Source organism: Lysobacter cavernae, from assembly GCF_042648505.1.
Classification (GTDB): domain Bacteria; phylum Pseudomonadota; class Gammaproteobacteria; order Xanthomonadales; family Xanthomonadaceae; genus Lysobacter_L; species Lysobacter_L cavernae.
This window is the reverse complement of sequence record NZ_JBHRXK010000001.1, coordinates 218545-240030: the sequence shown is the minus strand read 5'-3', so window position 1 is coordinate 240030 and position 21486 is coordinate 218545. Positions and strand designations below refer to the sequence as shown.

Sequence of the window (21486 nt, the reverse complement as noted above, 5' to 3'; positions counted from 1 at the left end):
AAGTTTGATGCGCAAGGGCGCGAGGGTCAAGGCAGAAGATCGAAGTGCGTAGTGGGGATGTAGTAGTGAGTCTTTACCCTAGCCCCTTAGTTAGGGGCGGTTTCCGCCGCAGGCGGAAAAGGGCGGGTATGGCGCTGCGCAACATACCTCGGGCCTGCGAATCCGGCACGAGCCAGCTACAATTCTCTGTCTGTAGCGGTCAAATTACCCAATACTTGCAGCCCGAGGTGCCGACGTGGATTTTCGCTTCACTGAAGAGCAGTTGATGATCCAGGATGTGGCGCGCCGCATCGCCCAGGAAAAAATTGCTCCCAGCGCCGAGCACCACGACCAGACGGGCGAGTTTCCGCTCGCCAATATCCGCACCCTCGGCGAAAACGGCCTGATGGGCATCGAGGTGCCGGCCGAGTATGGCGGCGCCGGCATGGACCCGATCAGCTACGTGCTGGCGATGGTGGAGATCGCTGCCGGCGATGCCGCGCATTCGACCATCGTGTCGGTCAATAATTCGCTGTTCTGCAACGGCATCCTCAAGTTCGGCACCGAGGCGCAGAAACAGTTGTACGTGCGTGCGATTGCCGAGGGGCGCGAGATCGGTGCGTTTGCACTGACCGAGCCGCAGTCCGGCTCCGATGCCACTGCGATGCGCTGCAAGGCGATCAAGCAGGCCGACGGCACGTTCCTGATCAACGGCAAGAAGAGCTGGATCACCTCCGGTCCCGTTGCCAAGTACTTCGTGCTGTTCGCAATGACCGAACCGGAGAAGGGCGCACGCGGCATCACCGCGTTCCTCGTTGACGGAGACCGTGCCGGCTTCCACCGCGGCAAGACCGAGCCCAAGCTCGGCATCCGCGCCTCGGCGACCTGCGAGATCGAGTTCGCCGACTACGTTGCCCAGCCCGATGAAGTGCTCGGCGATGAAGGCCACGGCTTCAAGATCGCCATGGGTGTGCTCGACGCCGGCCGCATCGGCATCGCCAGCCAGGCCATCGGCATCGCCCGTGCGGCCTACGAGGCGACGCTGGCTTACGTGCGCGAGCGCAAGGCCTTTGGCCAGCCGATCGGCGCGTTCCAGATGACCCAGGCCAAGATTGCCGACATGAAGTGCAAGCTCGACGCGGCGCTGCTGCTGACCTTGCGCGCGGCTTGGGTCAAGGGCCAGGACCAGCGTTTCACCAACGAGGCCGCGATCGCCAAGCTCACCGCCTCCGAAGCGGCGATGTGGATTACCCACCAAGCCGTGCAGATCCACGGCGGCATGGGCTATTCCAAGGAAATGCCGCTGGAGCGTTACTTCCGCGACGCCAAGATCACCGAAATCTACGAGGGCACCAGCGAGATCCAGCGTCTGGTGATCGCCCGCAACGAGACGGGCCTGCGCTAGCACAGGCTCGCGACGAGTACGTCATGAAACGTTTCGGATCGTCACGTCCCACAGCCTGCCCTGTGGAGCGCGGTAGCTGTCTCTTCCAGACCAGCTCCCGCGCACCCAAGATCGCCGCACGCGAAGCGGTCCCTGACGCCGTGCGTCAATCGCTCGCGGGGCCGCATCCAATCGTGTCCGCAAGTTCTCCGTACTGAATCGTATCTCCCTGGCCCGCGCGAAAGCGCGGGCCTCATTCCATCGGACCCCTCGTTCCCATGAGCACCAAACGTAACGCTGCAGCCAAACCCGTCGCCAAGGCCACGTCGAAGAAAGCTGCGCCGGAAAAGAATGCCGTCCAGAACGACACTGTCTCCCTCGAGCCGATCGTCGCCGCGATGCGCAAGCACCTGCCGAAGGCGCGCCACGCCGAGGCCGAGGCCTTCATCAATGCCTTCTACAAGCGCATGAGCAGCGACGAGCTGCCGCAGCACAACGCGCAGGGCTGGGCCGAGCTGGCCACCGACTTCCTCGATTTCGCCCGCGCGCGCAAGCCGGGCGCCGCGCTGGTGCGCCTGTTCAACCCGACCTTCAAGAGCCAAGGCTGGGAGTCGACCCACACCGTCGTGCAGATCGCCAACGACGACATGCCGTTCCTGGTCGACTCGGTGACCATGGCACTGGCCGAGCAGGGCATTGGCGTGCACGTGCTGGGGCATCCGGTGGTGACGTTCCAGCGCGACAAGGCTGGCAAACTGCTGGCGGTCGGCGGTGGCGTGGCTGAATCGCTGATGCACCTGGAGATCGACCGCCAGCCGCTCGAGGCGATGCCGAAGATCAAGAAGGCGCTGGAGGCCGTTCTGGCCGACGTGCGCGCCAGCGTGCGCGACTGGCCGCAGATGCGCGCCAAGATGCTCGAGGTCGCCGACGACCTGGCCTCTCGCAAGTTGCCGGTGAACAAAGAGGGCAAGCACGAGGCACAGGAGTTCCTGCGCTGGGCTGCCGACAACCACTTCACCTTCCTCGGCTACCGCGAGTACGACGTCGTCAAGCAGGGCGGCGAGGATGCGTTGCGCGCCAACAAGGCCAGCGGCCTGGGCCTGCTGCGCGACCAGGAGGTCGGCAAGCCGCGCCTGCTGACCTCGCTGGCGGCGCACTACATGCCGCAGTCCGGTTCGGTCGACGCGCTGATCCTGACCAAGACCAATGCGCGCGCCACCGTGCACCGTCCGGGTTACATGGATTACATCGGCGTGCTCAGCTTCGACGACAAGGGCAAGCCGGTGCGCGAGGAGCGCTTCCTCGGCCTGTACACCTCCAGCGCCTACAACCGTCGCCCCTGGGACATCCCGCTGGTGCGCCAGCGCCACAACTACGTGATGGAGAAGTCGGGGCTGGCGGCGGACAGCCACAGCGGCAAGGCGCTGCGCCACATCATCGAGAGCCTGCCGCGCGATGAGCTGTTCCAGTCGAGCGAGCAGGAACTGCTGCAGGCCAGTGCCGCGATCCTTGGTTTGCAGGAGCGCGTGCGCAGCAAGCTGTTCCTGCGCCGTGACCGTTACGGGCGCTTCTTCTCGGTGCTGGCCTACATCCCGCGCGAGCGCTTCAACACCGATGTGCGCCTGCGCATCGAGGCGATGCTCAAGCGCGAGCTGCACGGCGAGCACATCGACTCCTCGGTGATGCTGGGCGAATCGCCGCTGGCGCAACTGCACATGATCGTGCGGCCGACGTCGGGCGAAACCATCGACGTCGACAGCACCAGGATCGAGGCGGAGCTGGCCGGCATCGTCCGCAACTGGACCGACGACCTGCGCGAGCAACTCGTTGCGCGCCATGGCGAAGAGCGTGGCCTGGCCCTGGTCAACGGCTATGGCCGGGCACTGCCGGCAGGCTACATCGAAGAGGTCAGTGCCGGTATCGCGGCCGATGACGTCGAGCACCTGGCCGCGCTGACCGGCGCCGACGACCTGCGCCTGAGTCTGTACCGCACCCACCGCGGCGAAGGCGGCCTGCGCTTCAAGTTCTACCGCCAGTACAACGACATCGCCTTGTCGGACGCCTTGCCGATGATGGAGAACATGGGCCTGCGGGTGATCACCGAGCACCCGTACCGTCTGGTGACCAACGAGGTGCCGCTGTACATCCAGGACTTCGAGGTCGAGACGACCGACGAGAACCTGGACATCGCCAACCTCGATGCGAATTTCGAGGAGGCCTTCGCCCAGATCTGGCGCGGCAATGCCGAGAACGACGGGTTCAACCGCTTGATTCTGGCCGCCAACCTGTCCTGGCGCCAGGTCGCCATGCTGCGCGCCTACTGCAAGTACCTGCTGCAGGTTGGCGTGCCGTTTTCGCAGGCGTATGTCGAAGCGACCTTCAATCGCTACCCGTTGCTGGCGCGCCTGCTGGTCGAATTGTTCGAGGCCAAGTTCGATCCGGTCACCGGCAAGGAAAGCAAGGCCGAGATCAAGGCTGGCATGGAGCGCTTCAGCCAGCAGCTGCAGGCGCTGGCCAACGGTGACGAAGCTGCACTGGCTGCGCTGAAGCCGTTGATCGATGCGCGTGCCGACAAGCGCGAGCAGCAGGTCGATGCAGCGCGCAGCACGCTCAAGGGCCTGCTCGATCGCGTCGCCAGCCTCGACGAGGACCGCATCCTGCGCAGCTTCATCGGCGTGATCGACGCCACCTTGCGCACCAGCTACTTCATGCAGCGCAAGGGCGGCGTACGCGCCGACGGCGGCCCGGCCGACTACATCAGCTTCAAGTTCGACTCCAGCAAGGTGCCGGACCTGCCCAAGCCGCGTCCGTACCGCGAGATCTTTGTCTACGGCCCGCGTGTCGAAGGCGTGCACCTGCGCTTCGGCCCGGTCGCCCGCGGCGGCCTGCGCTGGTCGGACCGCCGTGAGGACTTCCGCACCGAGGTGCTGGGCCTGGTCAAGGCGCAGATGGTGAAGAACACGGTGATCGTGCCGGTCGGCTCCAAGGGCGGCTTCTTCGCCAAGCAGCTGCCCGACCCGACGGTTGATCGCGATGCCTGGTTCAACGAGGGCGTGGCCTGCTACCAGCGCTTCATCAACGGTCTGCTCGACATCACCGACAACATCGTCGACGGCAAGATCGTGCCGCCGATCAACGTGGTGCGCCACGACGGCGACGACCCGTACCTGGTCGTGGCCGCCGACAAGGGCACCGCGACCTTCTCCGACATCGCCAACGGCATCGCCCGCGCGCATGGCTTCTGGCTCGACGACGCATTCGCCTCCGGTGGTTCGGTCGGTTACGACCACAAGGGCATGGGCATCACCGCGCGCGGCGCCTGGGAATCGGTCAAGCGCCACTTCCGCGCGATGGGTCGCGACAGCCAGAAGCAGGACTTCACCGTGGTCGGCGTCGGCGACATGTCCGGCGACGTGTTCGGCAACGGCATGCTGTTGAGCAAGCACATCCGCCTGCTGGCCGCGTTCGACCACCGCCACATCTTCCTGGACCCGAACCCGGATGCCGCGGTGACGTTCAAGGAGCGCCAGCGCATGTTCAAGCTGCCACGCTCGAGCTGGGCCGATTACGACGCCAAGCTGATCAGCAAGGGCGGTGGCATCTACCCGCGCTCGGCCAAGTCGATCCCGCTGTCACCGGAAATCAAGGCCGCGCTCGGCATCGACAGCGGCATCGCGGCGATGAGCCCGGTCGAGCTGCTCAGCGCGATCCTCAAGGCACCGGTTGACCTGTTGTGGAACGGCGGCATCGGTACCTACGTCAAGGCCAGCAGCGAAACCCACGGCGACGTCGGCGACCGCGCCAACAACGCCCTGCGCGTCAACGGCCGCGAGCTGCGTTGCAAGGTGGTGGGCGAGGGCGGCAACCTCGGCATGACCCAGCTCGGTCGCATCGAGGCCGCGCACCACGGCGTGCTGCTCAATACCGACTTTATCGACAACTCGGCAGGCGTGGACACCTCGGACCACGAGGTCAACATCAAGATCCTGCTCAACGGCGAGGTGCAGAAGAAGAAGCTGACGCTGCCGGAGCGCAACAAGCTGCTGGCGGCGATGACCGATGAAGTCGGCCAGCTGGTGCTTACCGACAACTACCGCCAGAATCAGGCGATCAGCCTGATGGAGCGGATGAGCGTGCATCGCCTCGGCTCCAAGCAGCACTTCATCCGCACGCTGGAGTCGCAGGGCCTGCTCGATCGCCAGATCGAGTTCCTGCCGTCCGATGCCGATATCGCCGAGCGCAAGTCGCGCGGCCAGGGCCTGACCCGCCCGGAACTGGCGGTGCTGCTGTCGTACTCCAAGATCGTGCTGTTCCAGCAGTTGCTCGATTCTGACGTGCCGGAAGACCCGTACCTGTCCAAGGAACTGGTGCGTTACTTCCCGCAGCCGCTGCAGGCCAAGTACGCCAAGGCGATGGAGCACCACCGCCTGAAGCGCGAGATCATCGCCACCGCGGTGACCAACTCGATGGTCAACCGCATGGGTGCGACCTTCACCCTGCGCATGACCGAGGACACCGGCCGCACCCCGGCCGAGGTCGCCGAGGCCTACACCATCGCCCGCGAGGCGGTCGATGCGCGCAGCCTGTGGGCGCAGATCGACGCGCTCGACGGCAAGGTGCCCGAGGCGGTGCAGGTCGACGCGTTGCAGGTCATCTGGCACCTGCTGCGTTCGATGTCGCGCTGGCTGCTGTCGCGTCCGGGCAAGATGCCGGAGATCACCGCGGCCATGGCGCGTTACGGCGATGGCCTCAACGCCGTTCGCAACGCGCTTCCCGACGTGCTCTCGGGCGTGCGCCGTGAAGCCTATGGCGCACGCGTGGCCGAGTGGAAGGGCAAGGGCCTGCCGGCGACGCTGGCTGAACAACTGGCCGCGTTGCCGCTGCTCGAGTTCGGTTGCGACATCGTCGAGATTTCGCTGGCGCGCAAGCTGTCGCCGGTCGAGGTGGCGCGTGGCTACTTCGCGCTCGGCGCGGCGCTGCACTTGCCGTGGCTGTACGAGCAGGTCGAGCAGTTGCCGGTCGACGGCCGCTGGCAGGCGCTGGCACGCGGCGCACTGCGCGACGAACTGGCCACCCAGGCCCGCACGCTGGTTTCGCAGATACTCGCCGAAGGCGGCAAGAAGCCGGCCGAGGTCAAGGTCGACGCCTGGCTGAAGCGCGACGATTCGTCGCTGCGCTTCACCCTGGCCATGCTGGCCGACCTGCTCAACCAGAAGACGCTCGACTATCCGACCCTGTCGGTGGCGGTGCGTCGCCTGGCGCAGGTCGCGTCGGCTGGCGCATGACGCGCATCGCCTGAGGCAATGCACGAGCCCGGCCCCGCGCCGGGCTCGTCGTTTCCGGCCCTGCGCACCACGGAACCGCACGGTCCCCGGGTTATGCTGATCGCACCCCACCGGAGCTGCCGATGACCGTGACGCCACGCATCGCCTTCCTCGCCAATCCCTCGGACGAAGCGCAACGCGCGCTCGCCGAGCTGTCCGCGCATCACGGCCAGCACGAGCCCGAGTCCGCCGACGTGCTGGTTGCACTGGGCGGTGACGGCTTCATGCTGCAGACCCTGCATCGCTATGGCGGCCTGGGCAAACCGGTGTACGGCATGAAGCTGGGCACGGTCGGATTCCTGATGAACCACCACGGCGGCGACGGCCTGCACGAGCGCCTGCACGCGGCCGAGCCGGCGGTGTTACGACCGCTGGAAATGGTCGTGCAGACCGAGTCCGGCGCCACGGTCGGCTCGCTGGCGTACAACGAGGTCTCGTTGCTGCGCCAGACCCGGCAGGCGGCGCACCTGCGCATCGACCTCAACGGCCAGACCCGCCTGGACGAACTGATCTGCGACGGTGTGCTGGTGGCCACGCCGGCTGGCAGCACCGCCTACAACTTCTCCGCGCACGGCCCGATATTGCCGCTGGGCGCGAATGTCATAGCGCTGACCCCGATCGCCGCCTTCCGCCCGCGTCGTTGGCGCGGCGCCGTGCTCAAGGCCGACACCGAGGTGCGCTTCCGCGTGCTCGACCCGTACAAACGCCCGGTCAGCGCCACCGCCGATTCGCACGAGGTCCGCGACGTGGTCGAGGTGACGATCCGCGAGTCGCACGACCGCACTGTCACGTTGTTGTTCGATCCCGAGCACAACCTCGAGGAGCGGATGCTCGCCGAGCAGTTCATCAGCGGCTGAGCGCGCGGTCCTCGCGTTGGCTGGCTGTGCAAGCCTAGCCGGGTGGTGGTCTGCGCTTTGCGGCTGGCAGGCGCTCATGGATCGCGGCGCCGAACCTGGCCGAAAGCGTGTGGAAGCTGGCACCGGTCGGGTGCATTTCGTCGAACCACTGGTCCATCGCCGCCAGCGTGCCGCGCAGGTCGACGTAATCGAAAGCGCCGCCTAGCGCCGGGTCGTTCTTCAAGGTGCGAAGCACGCGCGCCTCGAAACCGTCGATCAGCAAGCGTGCGAACGCACACTGATCCTCACGCCTGGGCAGTGCCGTCTGGATATGCGGCCCGATCCACGGCCCCACATCCTTCTTCAAGATCGCGACCGCGCCGATGTTGGCCAACGTGAGGTTGGCCGGTTGTCCCATCAGCACCGAATAGTCGTAGGTGTGGCCGAGGATCGGCACCTGCGGACGGACCTTGCGGAACGCGGTGATGAACCGTCGATACCCAGCCACGACCTGCTCGAAACGGCCCGAATCGCTCACCAGCCTGAACGCCTGCGCGACCGACATCGGCCCCTTGCCGGCGAACAGCCTCTTGAGGAAGTCGCCGACGAAATCGTTGCCGCCGGCGCTCAACAGCACCAGGTCGAACTCGAAACCGTCGTACCAGTCGCGCAGGTCGCGGATGTTGCCGGTCGTGAAGATATTCTTTGCCGTGTCGCCGCTTTCTTCGGCGCGGAAGAACAAACCACCGGCACCCAAGAGTGGAACGCCGCGCGCCTCGTCCTCGGGCGTCGGAAAGACCAGCCAGTCCAGCAGGTTCATGGACAATGGCGTCGAGAACCAGGAGTCACCTTCGCAGAAGATGACTGGCGTGTGTTCGAGAAAACCCTTGCGCTTGAGCTTGCGATAGATGTCGCGGAACTGGCCGCGGCGCGTGGTCATGACGGACTGGGTGGCAGGCATGGTTCCTCCTGGATGCTGCGGGTGGCGTCGGCGCCGCAGGCTCGCCGCATGATGTTCCGGGCGAACATGCTGCTTGTGAACGGTGGGCTGCCGCCATCCCGGACAGTCTCATGCGCGATGCGGGACGCCTGCCGGCCTGCCGCCGGAACGGGCACAATAGCGCCATGCCCGACCGTGATGCCGACCCCCTGATCGTCGCGATCTCATCGCGCACCTTGTTCGACATGGAAGAGAGCCACGCGCTGTTCGAGCGCGACGGCATCGACGCCTATGCCGCGTTCCAGCGCGAGCACGAGGACGATCTGCTGACGCCCGGCATCGCGTTTCCGCTGGTGCGCAAGCTGCTGGCCTTGAACGAAGGCGCATCGCCGGAGGCGCCGCGGGTCGAGGTGATCCTGATCTCGCGCAACTCGGCCGACAGCGGACTGCGCATCTTCAATTCGATCGCCCACCATGGTTTGGCGATCAAGCGCGCGGCTTTCAGCAACGGCGCGCCGCCGTTTCCGTACATCCGCCCATTCGGTGCCGACCTGTTCCTGTCGGCCAATGCCGAGGACGTGCGCAACGCCTTGGCGGCCGGCATCGCCGCGGCCACGCTGTTGCCGTCGAAGGCGGCGCTGCAACGCCACGACCAGTTGCGCATCGCCTTCGACGGCGATGCGGTGATCTTCGATGACGAAGGCGAGCGGGTCTCACGCGAGGGCGGCCTGGCCGCCTTCGCCGAACACGAGCGCAGCCATGCCGGCGAACCGTTGTCGGGCGGCCCGTTCCGCGGTTTCCTCGATGCGCTGCATCGCCTGCAGCAGGCATTCCCGACCGGGCAGGCGGCGCCGATCCGCACCGCGCTGGTCACCGCGCGCTCGGTACCGGCGCACGAGCGCGTGATCCGCACCCTGCGCGAATGGGGCATCCGCCTGGATGAGGCGTTGTTCCTCGGCGGACGCTCGAAAGGTCCGTTCCTGGAAGCGTTCGGCGCCGACATCTTCTTCGACGACTCCGAGCACAACATCGTCTCGGCACGCGATCACGTCGCCGCCGGCCACGTACCGCACGGCGTCGCCAACCGCTGACTCATCTCGCACGCCCCGAACGGAGTCCGGATGCCGTGCAGTCCGCTCAGTCGTCGCGGCCGCGTCCGATCTGGCTGCGCACCTCGCCCGGCGGGAACTTGGTCGAATGCACGTTGGCGTAGGCCAGGCCCGAGCGCAGCGCCTCGATGAACTCGGCGAACTCGCCGGCGGCGATGCCCTGGCCACCCGGTCCGACCACGTCGGCGGCGGTGATCATGCCGCTGATCTGCGCTGGCGGCGCGGGGCAGGCCTGTACGCCAGGCGGTGTCGGCGGGCTGGCGAGGTTGGAGCACAGCCACACGGCGATGCCGCCGTTGGCGTCTTTCTGTCCGAAGTGGATGTGCGCCTGGGTCACGCTGCCTTCGAGATCGGCATAGGCCAACTCGTATTGCAGTGCGGCGCCGTCCTTGCTAAGGCGGGCGCGGAAGCCGCCGCTGGCGACGGTCGATACGGCCGGTACTTCCTGGTCCCCGACCAGCACGGCCCTGAACTCCTTGTTCTCGGCCTGTGCCGCGGTGAGCGGGAGCAGCGCGGCCATGACCAACATGGCGGTGCATTTCATGTCATCACCTGTGGATGCGAACGGACGCTCGACGCGTCCGAGCGGCACGCTGCGCCCGGACCGGTTAGCGAGGAGTGAAGCCGCGATCCGGCACACCGAACGTGCCACTCCCGAGGGAGGCTCGGCGCTATTCAGGCGTGGAGGTCGCGGGGTCCAGGGGCAGTCGGATCTCGCCGAGTCGCCAGCGCAGGCCGTCGCGGTGCAACACGAAGGCCACTGGCTCGCCGTCGTCGTTGCGCACGGTGGCGACGAAGCGCGAAGGCGATTCAAAGCCGTATTTCGCGCCCTGCAAGGGGGCCGGCGGTGTTGAGGGTGCGTAGGTATCGTCGCTGCGACCGCCGCCGCCGATCCGGTGCATCAGGTTGCGGCCTTCCAGCACCGCGCCCAGGCCGGCCGGTGTCGCGATCGCATCCACTGCACTCCCGCTCACGCCACTGGCAAGGCGCAAGGCGAGGGCGCCAAGCGGGTCGGCCTGCATCTGCGCGCCGGCCTGGTGCATCAGGTAATCGTCGAACTGGGCCTTGAGGCTGGCACGCACGGCCGGGAAGTCGACGTGCCGGGACAACTCGGCCGTGTCCTGCGCCTTGACCGCGTTGCGGATCGCGTTGACGGTGAGGAACGGGCCGGCTGCGACCCAGCCCAGCAAGGCCAGCAGGGCGATCAGTGGTAGCACGAGCCACTTTTTCATGCGGTGATTCTCCGGGGTCCCGGCACAGCATAGGCGGTGATGCGATGTCGCTGACGATTCGCGTGCGCGCTCCGGCTGAGCAGACGGGGACGGCACAGGTGCGGCGCCGACAGTCAGGCGGCAGGTTGCGGGCGCAGCACGCGCACTGGCAGCAGGTGCGCCGTCAGCGCGACCAGCCCGACAACGGCGCCGCACAGGAACGCCAGCCGACCACCGCCGTACTGCCAGGCCACCGCCGCCAGCCCGGCCCCGGCCACGCCGCCGATGCCGCCGCTGAATCCATACAGCAGGCCTTGTGCAGCAGCCATGTCGCGTCGCTGCGGAAACAGTTCTGCCATGCGTCGCATGCAGCCGGCATGAAATGCGGCAAAGCTCAGGGCATGGCCGGTCTGGGCCAGCGCCATCCAGGCAAACGATCCGCCCAGCAGGGCGACCAGCGTCCAGCGCAGCACGGTGGCAACGATGCAGGCGCTCATCAGCCGTTGCGCGCCAAAGCGCTGCACCAGCCTCGGCGCCTGCCAGAACATCACGATCTCGCACAGCACGCCAATCGCCCACAGCACGCCAACCGCGAAGCCGTCGTGCCCCTGTGCCTGCAGGTGCAGGGTAAAGAACACATAGAACGGGCCGAAGCCCAGTTGCACCAGCAAGGCCACCAGCAACAGGCGACGCGCGCCGGGACGGCGCCACAGCACTTCGCGCGGCGTGCCGGCCGTGGGCAGTGCGGTGGGGCGATCGCCGCGATGCAGCCAGGCTGCGACTACCGTCAGCAGCAGCCACGGCAGTGTCAGCCAGACGAAGACGTCGTTGCCGAGCCGATCGAGCAGCCAACCGTAGCTGCCGGCCACGACCAGGAAGCCGACCGAGCCCCACATGCGGATGCGGCCGTAGTAGTGATTGCGAGGGCCCAACGCCGACAGCGTCATCGCCTCGAACTGCGGCATCACCGCGTTGAAGAACACGCCGAACCAGGCCATGGTGACGAACAGCATCACGCCTGTGTCGAACCCGGCGAAAGCGACGAAGCCGAGCATCGCCAAGGAGCAGCCAGCCACCAGCCAGTGCCCGGGCCGCACACTGCGGGCACTGAATCGCGCCCAGGTCGGTGGTGCGACGATGCGCCCGCCGTACCACAGCGCCAGCATGGCCCCGACCGCGTAACCGCCGTGGCCGTTGGCGACCACCCAGCGGCCGATGTAAGGCGTGTAGGCGCCGAGCGCGCCGTAGTAGCCGAGGTAGAACAGCGCGTAGCGACGGAAGTCGGCAGGGGACAAGTGGGACGACCCGGGGCGAGGAGCGCCGATTATGAGGCCGGTGAGCGAAGTACAGCTCAGGTGGTCAGAACTCCAGGTCCAGCGCCGCACACAGGTAATCGGTAAACCGTGCCAGCCCCTTCAGATCGGTTTCCAGTGTCTTGAGCAGACGCGGTCCGGTCATCGTGTCGTCGTCGATCGCACGCAGCGCGACGAAGTTCTTGCGCTTGAGGTCGTCGGCGAACGCGAAGTCGTCCGGAAATCCGCGCGGCATGCGCGTCAGCGTCTCGCTGTCGTCGAGATCGAAGCGACGACGGAACTTGCCGTCGTACGCGGCGGCCTTCCAGCTGCCGGGATTGTCGATGATGAAATGGCGCACGCGCCGCAGCGTGTCAGCCTGCGGGTGCCACAGCCCCGCGCCGATAAAACAGTTGCCCGGTTGCAGGTGCAGATAGAACGACGGTGCCTCGACCTGGCGTCCACGCTCGTGGAACAACCGTGCGCCCTGCCAGTTCTTGTACGGCGTTTTGTCGTTGGCGAAGCGGGTGTCGCGGTGGATGCGGAACAACGAACCGCCGACAGTCTTCGGTTCGGCGCGGTAGTGTTCGCTGACGCCGGCCAGCACCGGTTGCAGATCGGTCAGCAGGCGCTGGAACGGCTCGCGCACGTGCGTGTCGTAGTCGGCCTTGTGCGCGTGGAACCACTCGCGGTTGTTGTTGCGCGCCAAGCCGCGCAGGAACTTGAAGCTGGCGTCGCTGAAATAGCTGCTCATGGGAGTCCCGGACTGCTGTCTGCCTCGTCATTCCCGCGTGGGTGCGAATCTATGGGCGTTGCCTCACAAAGCATTGGCTTTGGATAGTGCGCCATGCGGCGGCCCAAAAGCCCGCCTACGCGGAAATGATGAATGTCAGTTTTATTGTTTTTGACATCTTCTGGTTAAGTCAGGCTGGCGTCGAGGTCACGGCCCCAGGCTTCCAACTGATCGAGCAGCGCCTGCTTGTCGCCGGCTTCGGCATGGGCCATGCGCAACGCTGCGATCTCGCCATGGAAGTGCTCGAAACTGTATTCGGACAGGCCGGACTCGCTGCACAAACGCTGGCGACGGTAGTCGTTCCAGCGCGAATGTTCGTCGCTCGACAGCATCTGTGGCCAGTTGCGCGCCCGGTAGCGGAACAGCAGCTCGGGCATGCGCGCATCCCGGAAGCCGAAGGCGCGCTCGCCCAGCGCCTGCGGCGGTGTCGTGCGCACCTGCGTGAACAAGCGCATGTCGCCGTCAGCGATGAAGCCGTCGTAAAGCGAGGCATCCGCATCGGAAGGTGTGCGTTCGCGTTGCCCGGAAAAGACACGGCGCACTTTTTCGACCAGGGCCGGGCCCGCATCACGGATGCGTGCGGCACGGCGCTCGACTTCGTTTGGGTCGATGCGCAGTCGCTCGAAGTCCGCTGCTCGCAGGTGATCCCAGACGATCAGCGCCGGACACCGGTTGAGGTGGATTTCCTTGAGCGCAATGCGTGCTTCGCCCTCGGGCAGGTCAGCGGTCGGCGTATAGAGCCGGTCAGCGATCTCGTCGGCCTCCAGCCGCAGCAGCGCCTCCGGATCCTGGTCGAGGTCGAACACGATCACCCGACTGTCGATACGTGGGTTGCGCGCGATCGGCAGCACCGCCGCTGAGCACAGCCGGCTGGCCGGGAACCGCTGCGAGACGTGCAGCACCGGCGTCATCGCGACGATGTCGAGCAGGCTGGCGGCGTAGCGCTTGTCGCGCAGGCGCAGTGCGTAGTCCCACAGCTTCGGTTGTGCCGCCTTGAGCTTGCGGGCCAGGCCAATCAGGGCCCGCACGTCGGACAGGGCTTCGTGGGCATCGCCTTCGCGCACGCCGTTGGCTTCGGCCAGATGCTCGAGCTTGAACGAGGTCGCGCCGTCTTCGCGTTTCGGCCAGGCCAAGCCCTCCGGACGCAGCGCATGCGCCAGGCGCAACACGTCGAGCAGGTCCCAGCGCGAGTTGCCGCCACGCCACTCACGCTCGTAGGCGTCGTAGAAGTTACGGAACAGGCCGTAGCGAACGAACTCGTCGTCGAAGCGCAGCGAGTTGTAGCCCAGGCTGCAGGTCTCCGGCCGCGCCATCTCATCGAAGATCAAGGCAAACGCGTCGGCCTCGTTCATGCCATCGCGCAGCGCCTGCTGGGGTGCGATGCCCGTGATCAGGGTGGCGATCGGCGAGGGCAGCAGGTCGTCGGCCGGCTTGACGAAGATGTTGATCGGATCGTCGATCGGGTTGAGATCGGTATCGGTGCGGATCGCCGCGAACTGGGCGATGCGCGAAGTGCGCGGGTCGGCGCCGAAGGTTTCCAGATCGTAGAACAGGAAGCTCGCAGCCATCGTGTTCAATCGTCCGCAGGCAGGGGCGACAATCGTTGCCGCACTGTGGCGTCCACGACATCCCAGTCGAGCGAGTCGAGTGAGCTGTGGCCGCGGGTCAGTTCGACCAGCAGTTCGCGCTGGATGCGGCCACGCTCGAACGCCAGCGCGTACGGCATGCGGTGGAAGGTCACCATCGCGTAACGCGGCATGAAGCGTTCGGGATGGCGCTCGGCCAAGCTGTGTTCGAGGGCGCGCTGCAGCAGGTAATCATCATCGTCGACGCGGTCGCGCATCTCCAGGTAGTTCTCCAGTGCCATCGCCTGGATCGCGCGGGCGTTGGGCAGGCGCTCGGCCTGGAATGCGGCAAAGGCGGCGGCGCGGTCATGCTGTGCGTCGAGATGTTCGGCCAGCGCCACGCAGTCCTCGAACGCGCAGTTCATGCCCTGGCCGTGGAACGGCACCATCGCGTGCGCAGCGTCGCCGAGCAGCACCGCATGGTCGTCCAGGTGCCAGCGGTCGAGGTAGAGCGTGGCGAGCAGGCCGGTCGGATTGTGCTCGAAGTCGTGCTCCAGCTTCGGGATCAACGGCAGTGCATCGGCGAAGTCACGCTCGAACAGCGCGCGGGCGTCGACACCGGTGCGCACGCTGGCAAAACTGGGCGTGCGGTTCTGAGGCTGGCCCTCGTTCGGCAGATCATCGTTGGGCAAAAACAGAGTCACCGTGAACGTGCGCTCGTCGTTGGGCAAGGCGATGCACATGTAACGGCCGCGTGGCCAGATATGCAGCGCGTTGGGTTCGATGCTGAAGCTGCCGTCGGCGCTGGGCGGAATCTCCAGCTCCTTGTAGGAATGGCCGAGGAACTCGGTGCGTTCGCCCAGCTCGCCTTGCGTGGCCATCGCCGTACGCAGCGCAGAGCCGGCGCCGTCGGCACCCACCAGCGAAGCGAAGCCGGCCTCGTGAGAACTGCCATCGCGCGGGTCGGTGAAGCGGGCCAGGCGCGTATCGAACGCCACGCCGGACAGGCCGCGGTTGAAATACAGCCGCGCGCCGGCGCGTTCGGCGATGTCGAGCAGGATCACGTTGAGCTCGCCACGGTGCACCGACCAGATCACCTCGCTGTCGTCGCGGCCATAGCGTTGCAGGTCGGTGCGGCCGTCGAGAAAGTGCACCATGCGACCGCGCATCATCACGGCCTGGGCCATCACTGCGTCGTCGGCACCGGCCAGGCGCAGCGCGTGGCGGCCACGCTCGGCCAGGGCGAGGTTGATCGAGCGGCCACCTTCGTAACCTTTCAGGCGCGGATCGCCGCGTTTCTCGTAGACGTCGACGCTCCAGCCGCGCTTTACCAGCAGGGTCGCGAGCACGGCGCCGGCCAGACCGGCGCCGATGATGGTGATGTGGCGGTCGTTGGGGCTATGCGGCATTGCGCCAGGTCTCCACCGCACGCGCGAACCGCAGCACGTCGGCATGGGTGTTGTAGAGCGGGGCGGGGGAGATACGGATCACGTCTGGTTCGCGCCAGTCGCCGAGCACACCGTTGGCGGCCAGGTACTCGAACAGGGCGCGACCTGCACTTCTACCGGTCATGCCGCGGCCACCGGTCACGCGCAGCGACAGCTGGCAACCGCGGCGTTCCGGTTCGGTCGGAGTAACGACCTGCAGGGTGTCGGTCAGGCGATCGCCGATCAGCGCCTCGAGGTACCCGGTGAGCCGGCGCGACTTGCCGCGCAGCGCCGCCATGCCGGCGCGATCGAACAATTCCAGCGAGGCGCGCAACGGGGCGAGGCCGAGGATCGGCGGATTGCTGAGCTGCCAACCTTCCGCGCCTGGCGTGGGCACGAACTGCGGGCCCATGCGGAAGCGGGTCGTGGCCTCATGTCCCCACCAGCCGGCGAAACGCGGACGGTCGCTGTGCGCGTGCCGTTCGTGCACGAAGCAGCCGGCGATCGCACCGGGACCGCTGTTCAGATACTTGTAGTGGCACCACACGGCGAAATCGACACCGCTGTCGTGCAGCTGCAGTTCGAGGTTGCCGATTGCGTGCGCCAGATCGAAACCGCATACCGCACCCTGCGCGTGGGTCAGGTGGACGATCGCAGGCAGATCGAAGGCCTGTCCGGTGCGGTACTGCACGCCAGGCCACAGCACTAAGGCAAGCCGGTGGCCGTGTTCGGCGATCGCCCGCTCGATCGCCGCCATCGAAATCGTGCCGTTGGGCTCATCGGCCTCCAGTTCGATCAGATCGGTAGCCGGGTCGAAGCCATGAAAAGCGATCTGCGATGCCACGGCGTGACGGTCGGATGGAAAGGCGCCGGCCTCGATCAGGATTGCCGGGCGCTCGCGCGTGGGCCGGTAGAAGCTGACCATCATCAGGTGCAGGTTGGTGGTCAGCGTGTTCATCGCCACCACTTCCGAAGGTTGCGCGCCCACCAGCCGCGCCAGCGGCTCGCGCACCAGTTCGTGGTAGGGCATCCACTGCGCCTGACCGGTGAAGTGGCCTTCGACGCCTTCCATCGCCCACTTGTCGAGCACCTCCTCGACATGGGCACGCGCACCGCGCGGCTGCAGGCCCAGCGAGTTGCCGACGAAGTAGGCCTGGTCGGCGCCGTCGTGTTGTGGAATCAGGAATTCACTGCGCAGATCGCGCAAGGAGTCGGCCGCGTCGAGGGTGCGGGCGTGGTCGTCGGAGTAAAGATTGGTCATGTGCGGTGCGTGGTAATCCGGAATGCGGTCAGGTAAAGCGCGACTTGGGCAAACCCAGCCATTCGAGCGCGGTGCCGTGGTAGAGGCGGGCCTGGTCTTGAAGTGACAGATCGAGCGAGGCGATGCCGGCGCCGGGGCTCTGTTCGCCCAACGGGAACGGGTAGTCGGTGCCAAGCATCACCTGCGATACGCCGCAGGTGTCGAGCAGGTAACGCAGGGCGCGCTCATCGGCCACCCAGGAGTCGAAATACAGCTGGTTGAGGTAGTCGCGCGGGTTGCGTGGGTTGTCGGTGGCGACCAGGTCCGGGCGCATGTTGAAGCCGTGTTCGATGCGACCGATGGTGTAGGGAAAACTGCCGCCGCCATGGGCCAGGCAGATCTTGAGCTTGGGCAGGCGCTCAAGCACGCCGCCGAACACCAGGCAGCAGGCGGCGCGCGATTGCTCGGCGGGCATGCCGACCAGCCAGGGCAGCCAGTACTTCGGCATCGACGCCGCGCCCATCATGTCCCATGGGTGCACGAGGACTGCTGCCCCCAGTTCGCTGGCGGCCTGGAAGAAGTCGAACAGCTCCGGGGCGTCGAGGTTCCAGTCGTTGACGTGGCTGCCGATCTGCACGCCCTGCAGGCCAAGCTGGTCCATGCAGCGTTCCAACTCCTGGATCGCCAGTCGCGGCGACTGCAGCGGAACCGTGCCGATGCCGGCGTAGTGGCGCGGATGATCGCGGCAGGTCTGCGCCATGTGTTCGTTGAGCGACTGGTGCAACTCCAGTGCATGGTGCGGCCTGGCCCAGTAGCTGAACATCACCGGCACCGTGCTGATCACCTGCACCTGCACGTCGAAGCGGGCGTAATCGTCGATGCGCTCCTGTGGGTCCCAAGTCTTGGACCATACCTCGCGGAAGAACTTGCCGTCCTTGTAGATGCGGTGGCGACCGTCCTCGGTGTGGTGGATCACCGGGAAGCGGTCATCGCCATACTTGCGCGCCAGGTCGGGCCAGTCGCGCGGCAGGTAATGGGCGTGGATGTCGATCTTGAGCATGTCGGTTGCGCGTCAGGTATCGGGCATCACGTACTTGGACGGCGCCGGGTTGAGATGACCGCAGTGCTTGCAGGTGCGGTGCTCGCGCGAGGCGTAGAAACGCCCGAACACCGGCGGGAAATCGGTCTCGATGTTCTTCAGCACGAAGAACTCTTCGTAGATCTTGTGGTTGCACTGCTCGCAGAACCACATCAGGCCGTCTTCTTCGTGTGGCAGGCGCCTGCGCTCGATCACCAGCCCGATGGAGTCTGGCATGCGCTGTGGCGAATGCGGCACCCGCGGTGGCAGCAGGAATATCTCGCCGGCCTTGATCGGGATGTCGCGTACTGCGCCCGGCCCTCCATCAGGATGCTCCTGGATACGCAGCACCATCTCGCCTTCAAGCTGATAGAACCACTCCGCGCCTTCGTCCCAGTGGTAGTCGGTGCGCTGGTTGGGGCCGCCGACCACCATCACGATGAAGTCGCCGGCGTAGATCACCTTGTTGCCGACCGGCGGTTTGAGCAGGTGGCGGTGTTCATCGATCCAGGCTTGCAGGTTGATCGGGGCGGGCAGCATGACGGCTTACTCCGGCTTGGCGTCGCCGTTCAGGGCGGCAACGCATTTGAATTCGATCGCGATCGGTGTCGGCAGCGCAGTGATGCCGAGCGTGGTCCGGCAGGGTGCGGTGTCGATGTCGGGGAAGTACTCGGCCCAGACCGCGTTGTAGGCCTTGAAGTCGCGGGCCATGTCGGTGAGGTAGACGGTGACGTCGACCAGGTCGGCCCAGCGTGCACCGCTGGCTTCGAGTACGGCGCGCACGTTGGCGAACACGGCCCGGCATTGTGCGTCGATGTCGTAGCTGATCAGGCGCCCGTCGGCGTCGTGGACGTTGCCGGCGATGGCGTTGCTGGCCGGATCGCGTGGACCGATGCCGGACAGGAACAGCAGCTGACCGACACGTCGCGCATGCGGATACAGGCCGACCGGCCTGGGCGCGCTGTCGGTGCGGATGGCGTCGCTCATCGGGGTGCACTCATCGAGGTGAGTCCCCGCCGTAGCTGTTGACCCTTGCGATCGCCGCTGCGTAGAGGTCGCCCAGTTTTTCGTAGGCGTCGACATTGATGCCCATGTCGTGCACCAGGCCGTTGCGCAGGCTGTAAACCCAGCCGTGCACCGACAGCTCCTGGCCGCGCGACCAGGCATCACGGACGATGGTGGTCAGGCACACGTTCTGCACCTGCTCGATGACGTTGAGTTCGCACAGGCGGTCATGACGTTCGCTCTCGTGCGCGTGGTGGATGCAGCCGTCGTGCTTGTCGGCGACGTCGGACACGTGACGCAGCCAGTTGTCGGCCAGCCCCACGCGCTTGCCGTGCAGGGCCGCGTGCACGCCACCGCAGCCGTAGTGGCCGACGACGAGGATGCGTTTGACCTTGAGCACGTCGACCGCGAACTGGATCACCGACAGGCAGTTGAGATCGGTGTGCACTACGACATTGGCGATGTTGCGATGGACGAAGACCTCGCCCGGTGCCATGTCGATGATCTGGTTGGCTGGCACGCGCGAGTCGGAGCAGCCGATCCACAGGTACTCGGGCGCCTGTTGCAGCGACAGGCGCTCGAAGAACGTCGGGTCCTCGCGGTTGATGCGCTCAGACCACTCGCGGTTTTTCTCCAGCAGTTCGGCCAGCGGGTTCGTTGTCATTGTCTATTCCAGGTGCAGCCCGACGTTCTTGGCATCGGTGAAGAAACGCATGGCCTCGAAACCGCCTTCACGGCCGAGGCCGGACGCGCCGCTTCCGCCGAACGGCGTGCGCAGGTCGCGTTGCAGCCAGGTGTTGATCCAGACCATGCCGGCGCGCAGCTGCGCAGCGAGGCGGTGCGCGCGGTTGAGATCTCGTGTCCACAGCGAAGCGGCGAGGCCATAATCGCCAGCATTGGCCAGCGCCAGCGCTTCGTCGTCGTTGTCGAACGCCTGCAGGGTGACCACCGGGCCAAAGATCTCCTCGCGGTTGCTCGCACAGTCCGGGCCGAGTCCGTCGATCACGGTCGGCGCCACGAACCAACCCGGTCGTTCCAGCGCTTGCCCGCCGCACAGCACGCGACCGCCTTCATCACGGGCGCGCTGCAGGGCTGCCATCACTTTGTCGAAGTGCGTCTGCGATACCAGCGGACCCAACTGGTTGTCCGCGTCGATCGGGTCGCCGACGCGCAGTGCCAGCGCGCGCTCGACCAGGGCATCGCGGAACTCGTTGTAGATGCGTCGCTCGACCAGCATGCGCGAGCCGCACAGGCAGATCTGTCCGGAGTTCTGGAACGCCGAGCGCACCAGTGTGTCCAGGTGGGCGCGCCACTCGCTGTCAGCGAACACCAAGGTAGGGTTCTTGCCGCCCAATTCCAACGAGAGCTTCTTCAACTGCGGCGCCGCCAGGCCAGCGATACGACGGCCGACCACGGTGCTGCCGGTGAACGACACCGCCTTGACCTGCGGGTGCACGACCAGCGGTTCGCCAACGTCCGGACCAAGGCCGTGGACGATGTTGAGCACGCCCTTGGGAAAGCCGATCTGTGTAGCCAACTCGCCCAGCATCGTCGCCGTCAGCGGCGTGACCTCGGACGGTTTGGCGACCACCGTGTTGCCCGCGGCCAATGCCGGCGCGATCTTCCAGGTGAACAGGTACAGCGGCAGGTTCCACGGCGAGATCGTCGCGACCACACCGAGCGGTTGCCGCAGGGTGTAGTTCAGGCCGGCCTGGCCGTGGTGCGACTCGCTGGCGAACTGGGTAGCCGCATGCGCGAAGAAACGCAGGTTGCTGATCGCGCGAGGGATCTCGACTTCACGTGCCAGCCGAATGGGTTTTCCGCCGTCGCGTGACTCGGCGTGGGCGAAGTCATCGAGCCGAGCCTCCAGCGCGTCGGCCAGTCGTTCCAGCCAGCGGGCACGCTCGCTGTTGGGGAGCGAGGACCAGGTGGGGAACGCCTCATTGGCCGCGACGACGGCGGCCTCGACGTCATCGGCATTGCCTTCGGCGACTTCCGCAAAAGCTTTGCCGCTGGCGGGGTCGAAGACATCACGCCAGCGACCCGATGCTGGTTCGCGGGACTCACCGGCAATGAAGTGGCGAAGGCGCATGGGGCTAGCTTAACAGTGCCGGTTGGCCGTGCCTGTGCGTATGTTTTTCGCGCAAGAAGCAAGGACACCCCCTCACCCGCCCTCCGGGCACCTTCTCCCACCAGGGGAGAAGAGAGGTGCGTACTCCCTCTCCCCTGGTGGGGTGAGGCGATGCGGCTTGCGAGCCTTTGGCTCGCGCATCGCCGAACGCCACCGCGCTGTGCGCGGTGGC

The 21486-nt window shown here is 66.2% G+C and carries 17 protein-coding genes; 4 read left to right on the top strand and 13 right to left on the bottom strand.

The window, feature by feature from the left end; translation table 11 throughout:
- Window positions 1–211 precede the first annotated feature (211 nt).
- The 3 genes from ACFOLC_RS01140 (at window position 212) to ACFOLC_RS01130 (ending at window position 7544) form a co-directional block, all read left to right on the top strand.
- Complete coding sequence (locus tag ACFOLC_RS01140) at window positions 212–1384, top strand: acyl-CoA dehydrogenase family protein (protein WP_386757913.1); 1173 nt, start codon at window positions 212–214, stop codon at window positions 1382–1384.
- 257 nt (window positions 1385–1641) lie between these two features.
- Window positions 1642–6648, top strand: a complete 5007-nt coding sequence (locus ACFOLC_RS01135) for an NAD-glutamate dehydrogenase (protein WP_386756867.1) — start codon at window positions 1642–1644, stop codon at window positions 6646–6648.
- Between the two features lie 122 nt (window positions 6649–6770).
- Complete coding sequence (locus ACFOLC_RS01130; RefSeq protein WP_386756866.1) at window positions 6771–7544, top strand: NAD kinase; 774 nt, start codon at window positions 6771–6773, stop codon at window positions 7542–7544.
- Between the two features lie 34 nt (window positions 7545–7578).
- On the opposite strand, the gene ACFOLC_RS01125 is transcribed toward ACFOLC_RS01130, so the two are convergent.
- On the bottom strand, window positions 7579–8484 hold the full coding sequence (locus ACFOLC_RS01125) for a hypothetical protein (protein WP_386756865.1): 906 nt from the start codon (window positions 8482–8484) through the stop codon (window positions 7579–7581).
- Between the two features lie 164 nt (window positions 8485–8648).
- Here ACFOLC_RS01125 and ACFOLC_RS01120 point away from each other — a divergent pair, with 164 nt between their 5' ends.
- Window positions 8649–9554 (top strand): 5'-nucleotidase, encoded by a 906-nt coding sequence (locus ACFOLC_RS01120; protein WP_386756864.1) that lies wholly within the window; start codon window positions 8649–8651, stop codon window positions 9552–9554.
- Between the two features lie 46 nt (window positions 9555–9600).
- Here ACFOLC_RS01120 and ACFOLC_RS01115 read toward each other — a convergent pair whose 3' ends face one another.
- From ACFOLC_RS01115 to ACFOLC_RS01060, 12 genes are all read right to left on the bottom strand, one after another.
- Window positions 9601–10116: a CHRD domain-containing protein gene (locus ACFOLC_RS01115; protein ID WP_386756863.1), complete on the bottom strand. Its 516-nt coding sequence runs from the start codon at window positions 10114–10116 to the stop codon at window positions 9601–9603.
- A gap of 127 nt (window positions 10117–10243) precedes the next feature.
- On the bottom strand, window positions 10244–10804 hold the full coding sequence (locus tag ACFOLC_RS01110; protein ID WP_386756862.1) for a DUF2939 domain-containing protein: 561 nt from the start codon (window positions 10802–10804) through the stop codon (window positions 10244–10246).
- 113 nt (window positions 10805–10917) lie between these two features.
- Window positions 10918–12078: an MFS transporter gene (locus ACFOLC_RS01105; RefSeq protein WP_386756861.1), complete on the bottom strand. Its 1161-nt coding sequence runs from the start codon at window positions 12076–12078 to the stop codon at window positions 10918–10920.
- Window positions 12079–12142: 64 nt separating this feature from the next.
- Window positions 12143–12829 (bottom strand): DUF2461 domain-containing protein, encoded by a 687-nt coding sequence (locus ACFOLC_RS01100; protein WP_386756860.1) that lies wholly within the window; start codon window positions 12827–12829, stop codon window positions 12143–12145.
- A 164-nt stretch (window positions 12830–12993) separates the two neighbouring features.
- Window positions 12994–14436, bottom strand: coding sequence for an exodeoxyribonuclease I (gene sbcB, locus ACFOLC_RS01095; protein ID WP_386756859.1), 1443 nt, complete (start codon window positions 14434–14436; stop codon window positions 12994–12996).
- A gap of 5 nt (window positions 14437–14441) precedes the next feature.
- Window positions 14442–15842, bottom strand: coding sequence for an FAD-dependent oxidoreductase (locus ACFOLC_RS01090; protein ID WP_386756858.1), 1401 nt, complete (start codon window positions 15840–15842; stop codon window positions 14442–14444).
- Complete coding sequence (gene kynU / locus ACFOLC_RS01085) at window positions 15832–17121, bottom strand: kynureninase (RefSeq protein WP_386756857.1); 1290 nt, start codon at window positions 17119–17121, stop codon at window positions 15832–15834. Before kynU ends, ACFOLC_RS01090 begins: the two co-directional genes overlap by 11 nt.
- Window positions 17122–17149: 28 nt before the next feature.
- Window positions 17150–18160 carry an amidohydrolase family protein gene (locus ACFOLC_RS01080; protein WP_386756856.1) on the bottom strand — a complete coding sequence of 337 codons (1011 nt, stop codon included), beginning with the start codon at window positions 18158–18160 and terminating at the stop codon, window positions 17150–17152.
- A 12-nt stretch (window positions 18161–18172) separates the two neighbouring features.
- Window positions 18173–18718 carry a 3-hydroxyanthranilate 3,4-dioxygenase gene (locus ACFOLC_RS01075; RefSeq protein WP_386756855.1) on the bottom strand — a complete coding sequence of 182 codons (546 nt, stop codon included), beginning with the start codon at window positions 18716–18718 and terminating at the stop codon, window positions 18173–18175.
- Window positions 18719–18724: 6 nt separating this feature from the next.
- Window positions 18725–19165, bottom strand: coding sequence for a RidA family protein (locus ACFOLC_RS01070; protein WP_386756854.1), 441 nt, complete (start codon window positions 19163–19165; stop codon window positions 18725–18727).
- 10 nt (window positions 19166–19175) lie between these two features.
- Entirely contained in the window at window positions 19176–19847 is a 672-nt protein-coding gene (can, locus tag ACFOLC_RS01065) for a carbonate dehydratase (RefSeq protein ID WP_386756853.1), read from the bottom strand.
- Window positions 19848–19850: 3 nt separating this feature from the next.
- A complete protein-coding gene (locus ACFOLC_RS01060) occupies window positions 19851–21275 on the bottom strand; it encodes an aldehyde dehydrogenase (RefSeq protein ID WP_386756852.1) in 1425 nt (474 codons plus the stop codon).
- Window positions 21276–21486: the final 211 nt, after the last annotated feature.

Bases quoted from the DNA above. Each gene is read 5' to 3' on its own strand.
- ACFOLC_RS01135 (WP_386756867.1), top strand. From the start codon at position 1,642: ATGAGCACCAAACGTAACGCTGCAGCCAAACCCGTCGCCAAGGCCACG.
- ACFOLC_RS01130 (WP_386756866.1), top strand. From the start codon at position 6,771: ATGACCGTGACGCCACGCATCGCCTTCCTCGCCAATCCCTCGGACGAA.
- ACFOLC_RS01125 (WP_386756865.1), bottom strand. From the start codon at position 8,484: ATGCCTGCCACCCAGTCCGTCATGACCACGCGCCGCGGCCAGTTCCGC.
- ACFOLC_RS01120 (WP_386756864.1), top strand. From the start codon at position 8,649: ATGCCCGACCGTGATGCCGACCCCCTGATCGTCGCGATCTCATCGCGC.
- ACFOLC_RS01115 (WP_386756863.1), bottom strand. From the start codon at position 10,116: ATGAAATGCACCGCCATGTTGGTCATGGCCGCGCTGCTCCCGCTCACC.
- ACFOLC_RS01110 (WP_386756862.1), bottom strand. From the start codon at position 10,804: ATGAAAAAGTGGCTCGTGCTACCACTGATCGCCCTGCTGGCCTTGCTG.
- ACFOLC_RS01100 (WP_386756860.1), bottom strand. From the start codon at position 12,829: ATGAGCAGCTATTTCAGCGACGCCAGCTTCAAGTTCCTGCGCGGCTTG.
- sbcB (WP_386756859.1), bottom strand. From the start codon at position 14,436: ATGGCTGCGAGCTTCCTGTTCTACGATCTGGAAACCTTCGGCGCCGAC.
- ACFOLC_RS01090 (WP_386756858.1), bottom strand. From the start codon at position 15,842: ATGCCGCATAGCCCCAACGACCGCCACATCACCATCATCGGCGCCGGT.
- kynU (WP_386756857.1), bottom strand. From the start codon at position 17,121: ATGACCAATCTTTACTCCGACGACCACGCCCGCACCCTCGACGCGGCC.
- ACFOLC_RS01080 (WP_386756856.1), bottom strand. From the start codon at position 18,160: ATGCTCAAGATCGACATCCACGCCCATTACCTGCCGCGCGACTGGCCC.
- ACFOLC_RS01075 (WP_386756855.1), bottom strand. From the start codon at position 18,718: ATGCTGCCCGCCCCGATCAACCTGCAAGCCTGGATCGATGAACACCGC.
- ACFOLC_RS01070 (WP_386756854.1), bottom strand. From the start codon at position 19,165: ATGAGCGACGCCATCCGCACCGACAGCGCGCCCAGGCCGGTCGGCCTG.
- can (WP_386756853.1), bottom strand. From the start codon at position 19,847: ATGACAACGAACCCGCTGGCCGAACTGCTGGAGAAAAACCGCGAGTGG.
- ACFOLC_RS01060 (WP_386756852.1), bottom strand. From the start codon at position 21,275: ATGCGCCTTCGCCACTTCATTGCCGGTGAGTCCCGCGAACCAGCATCG.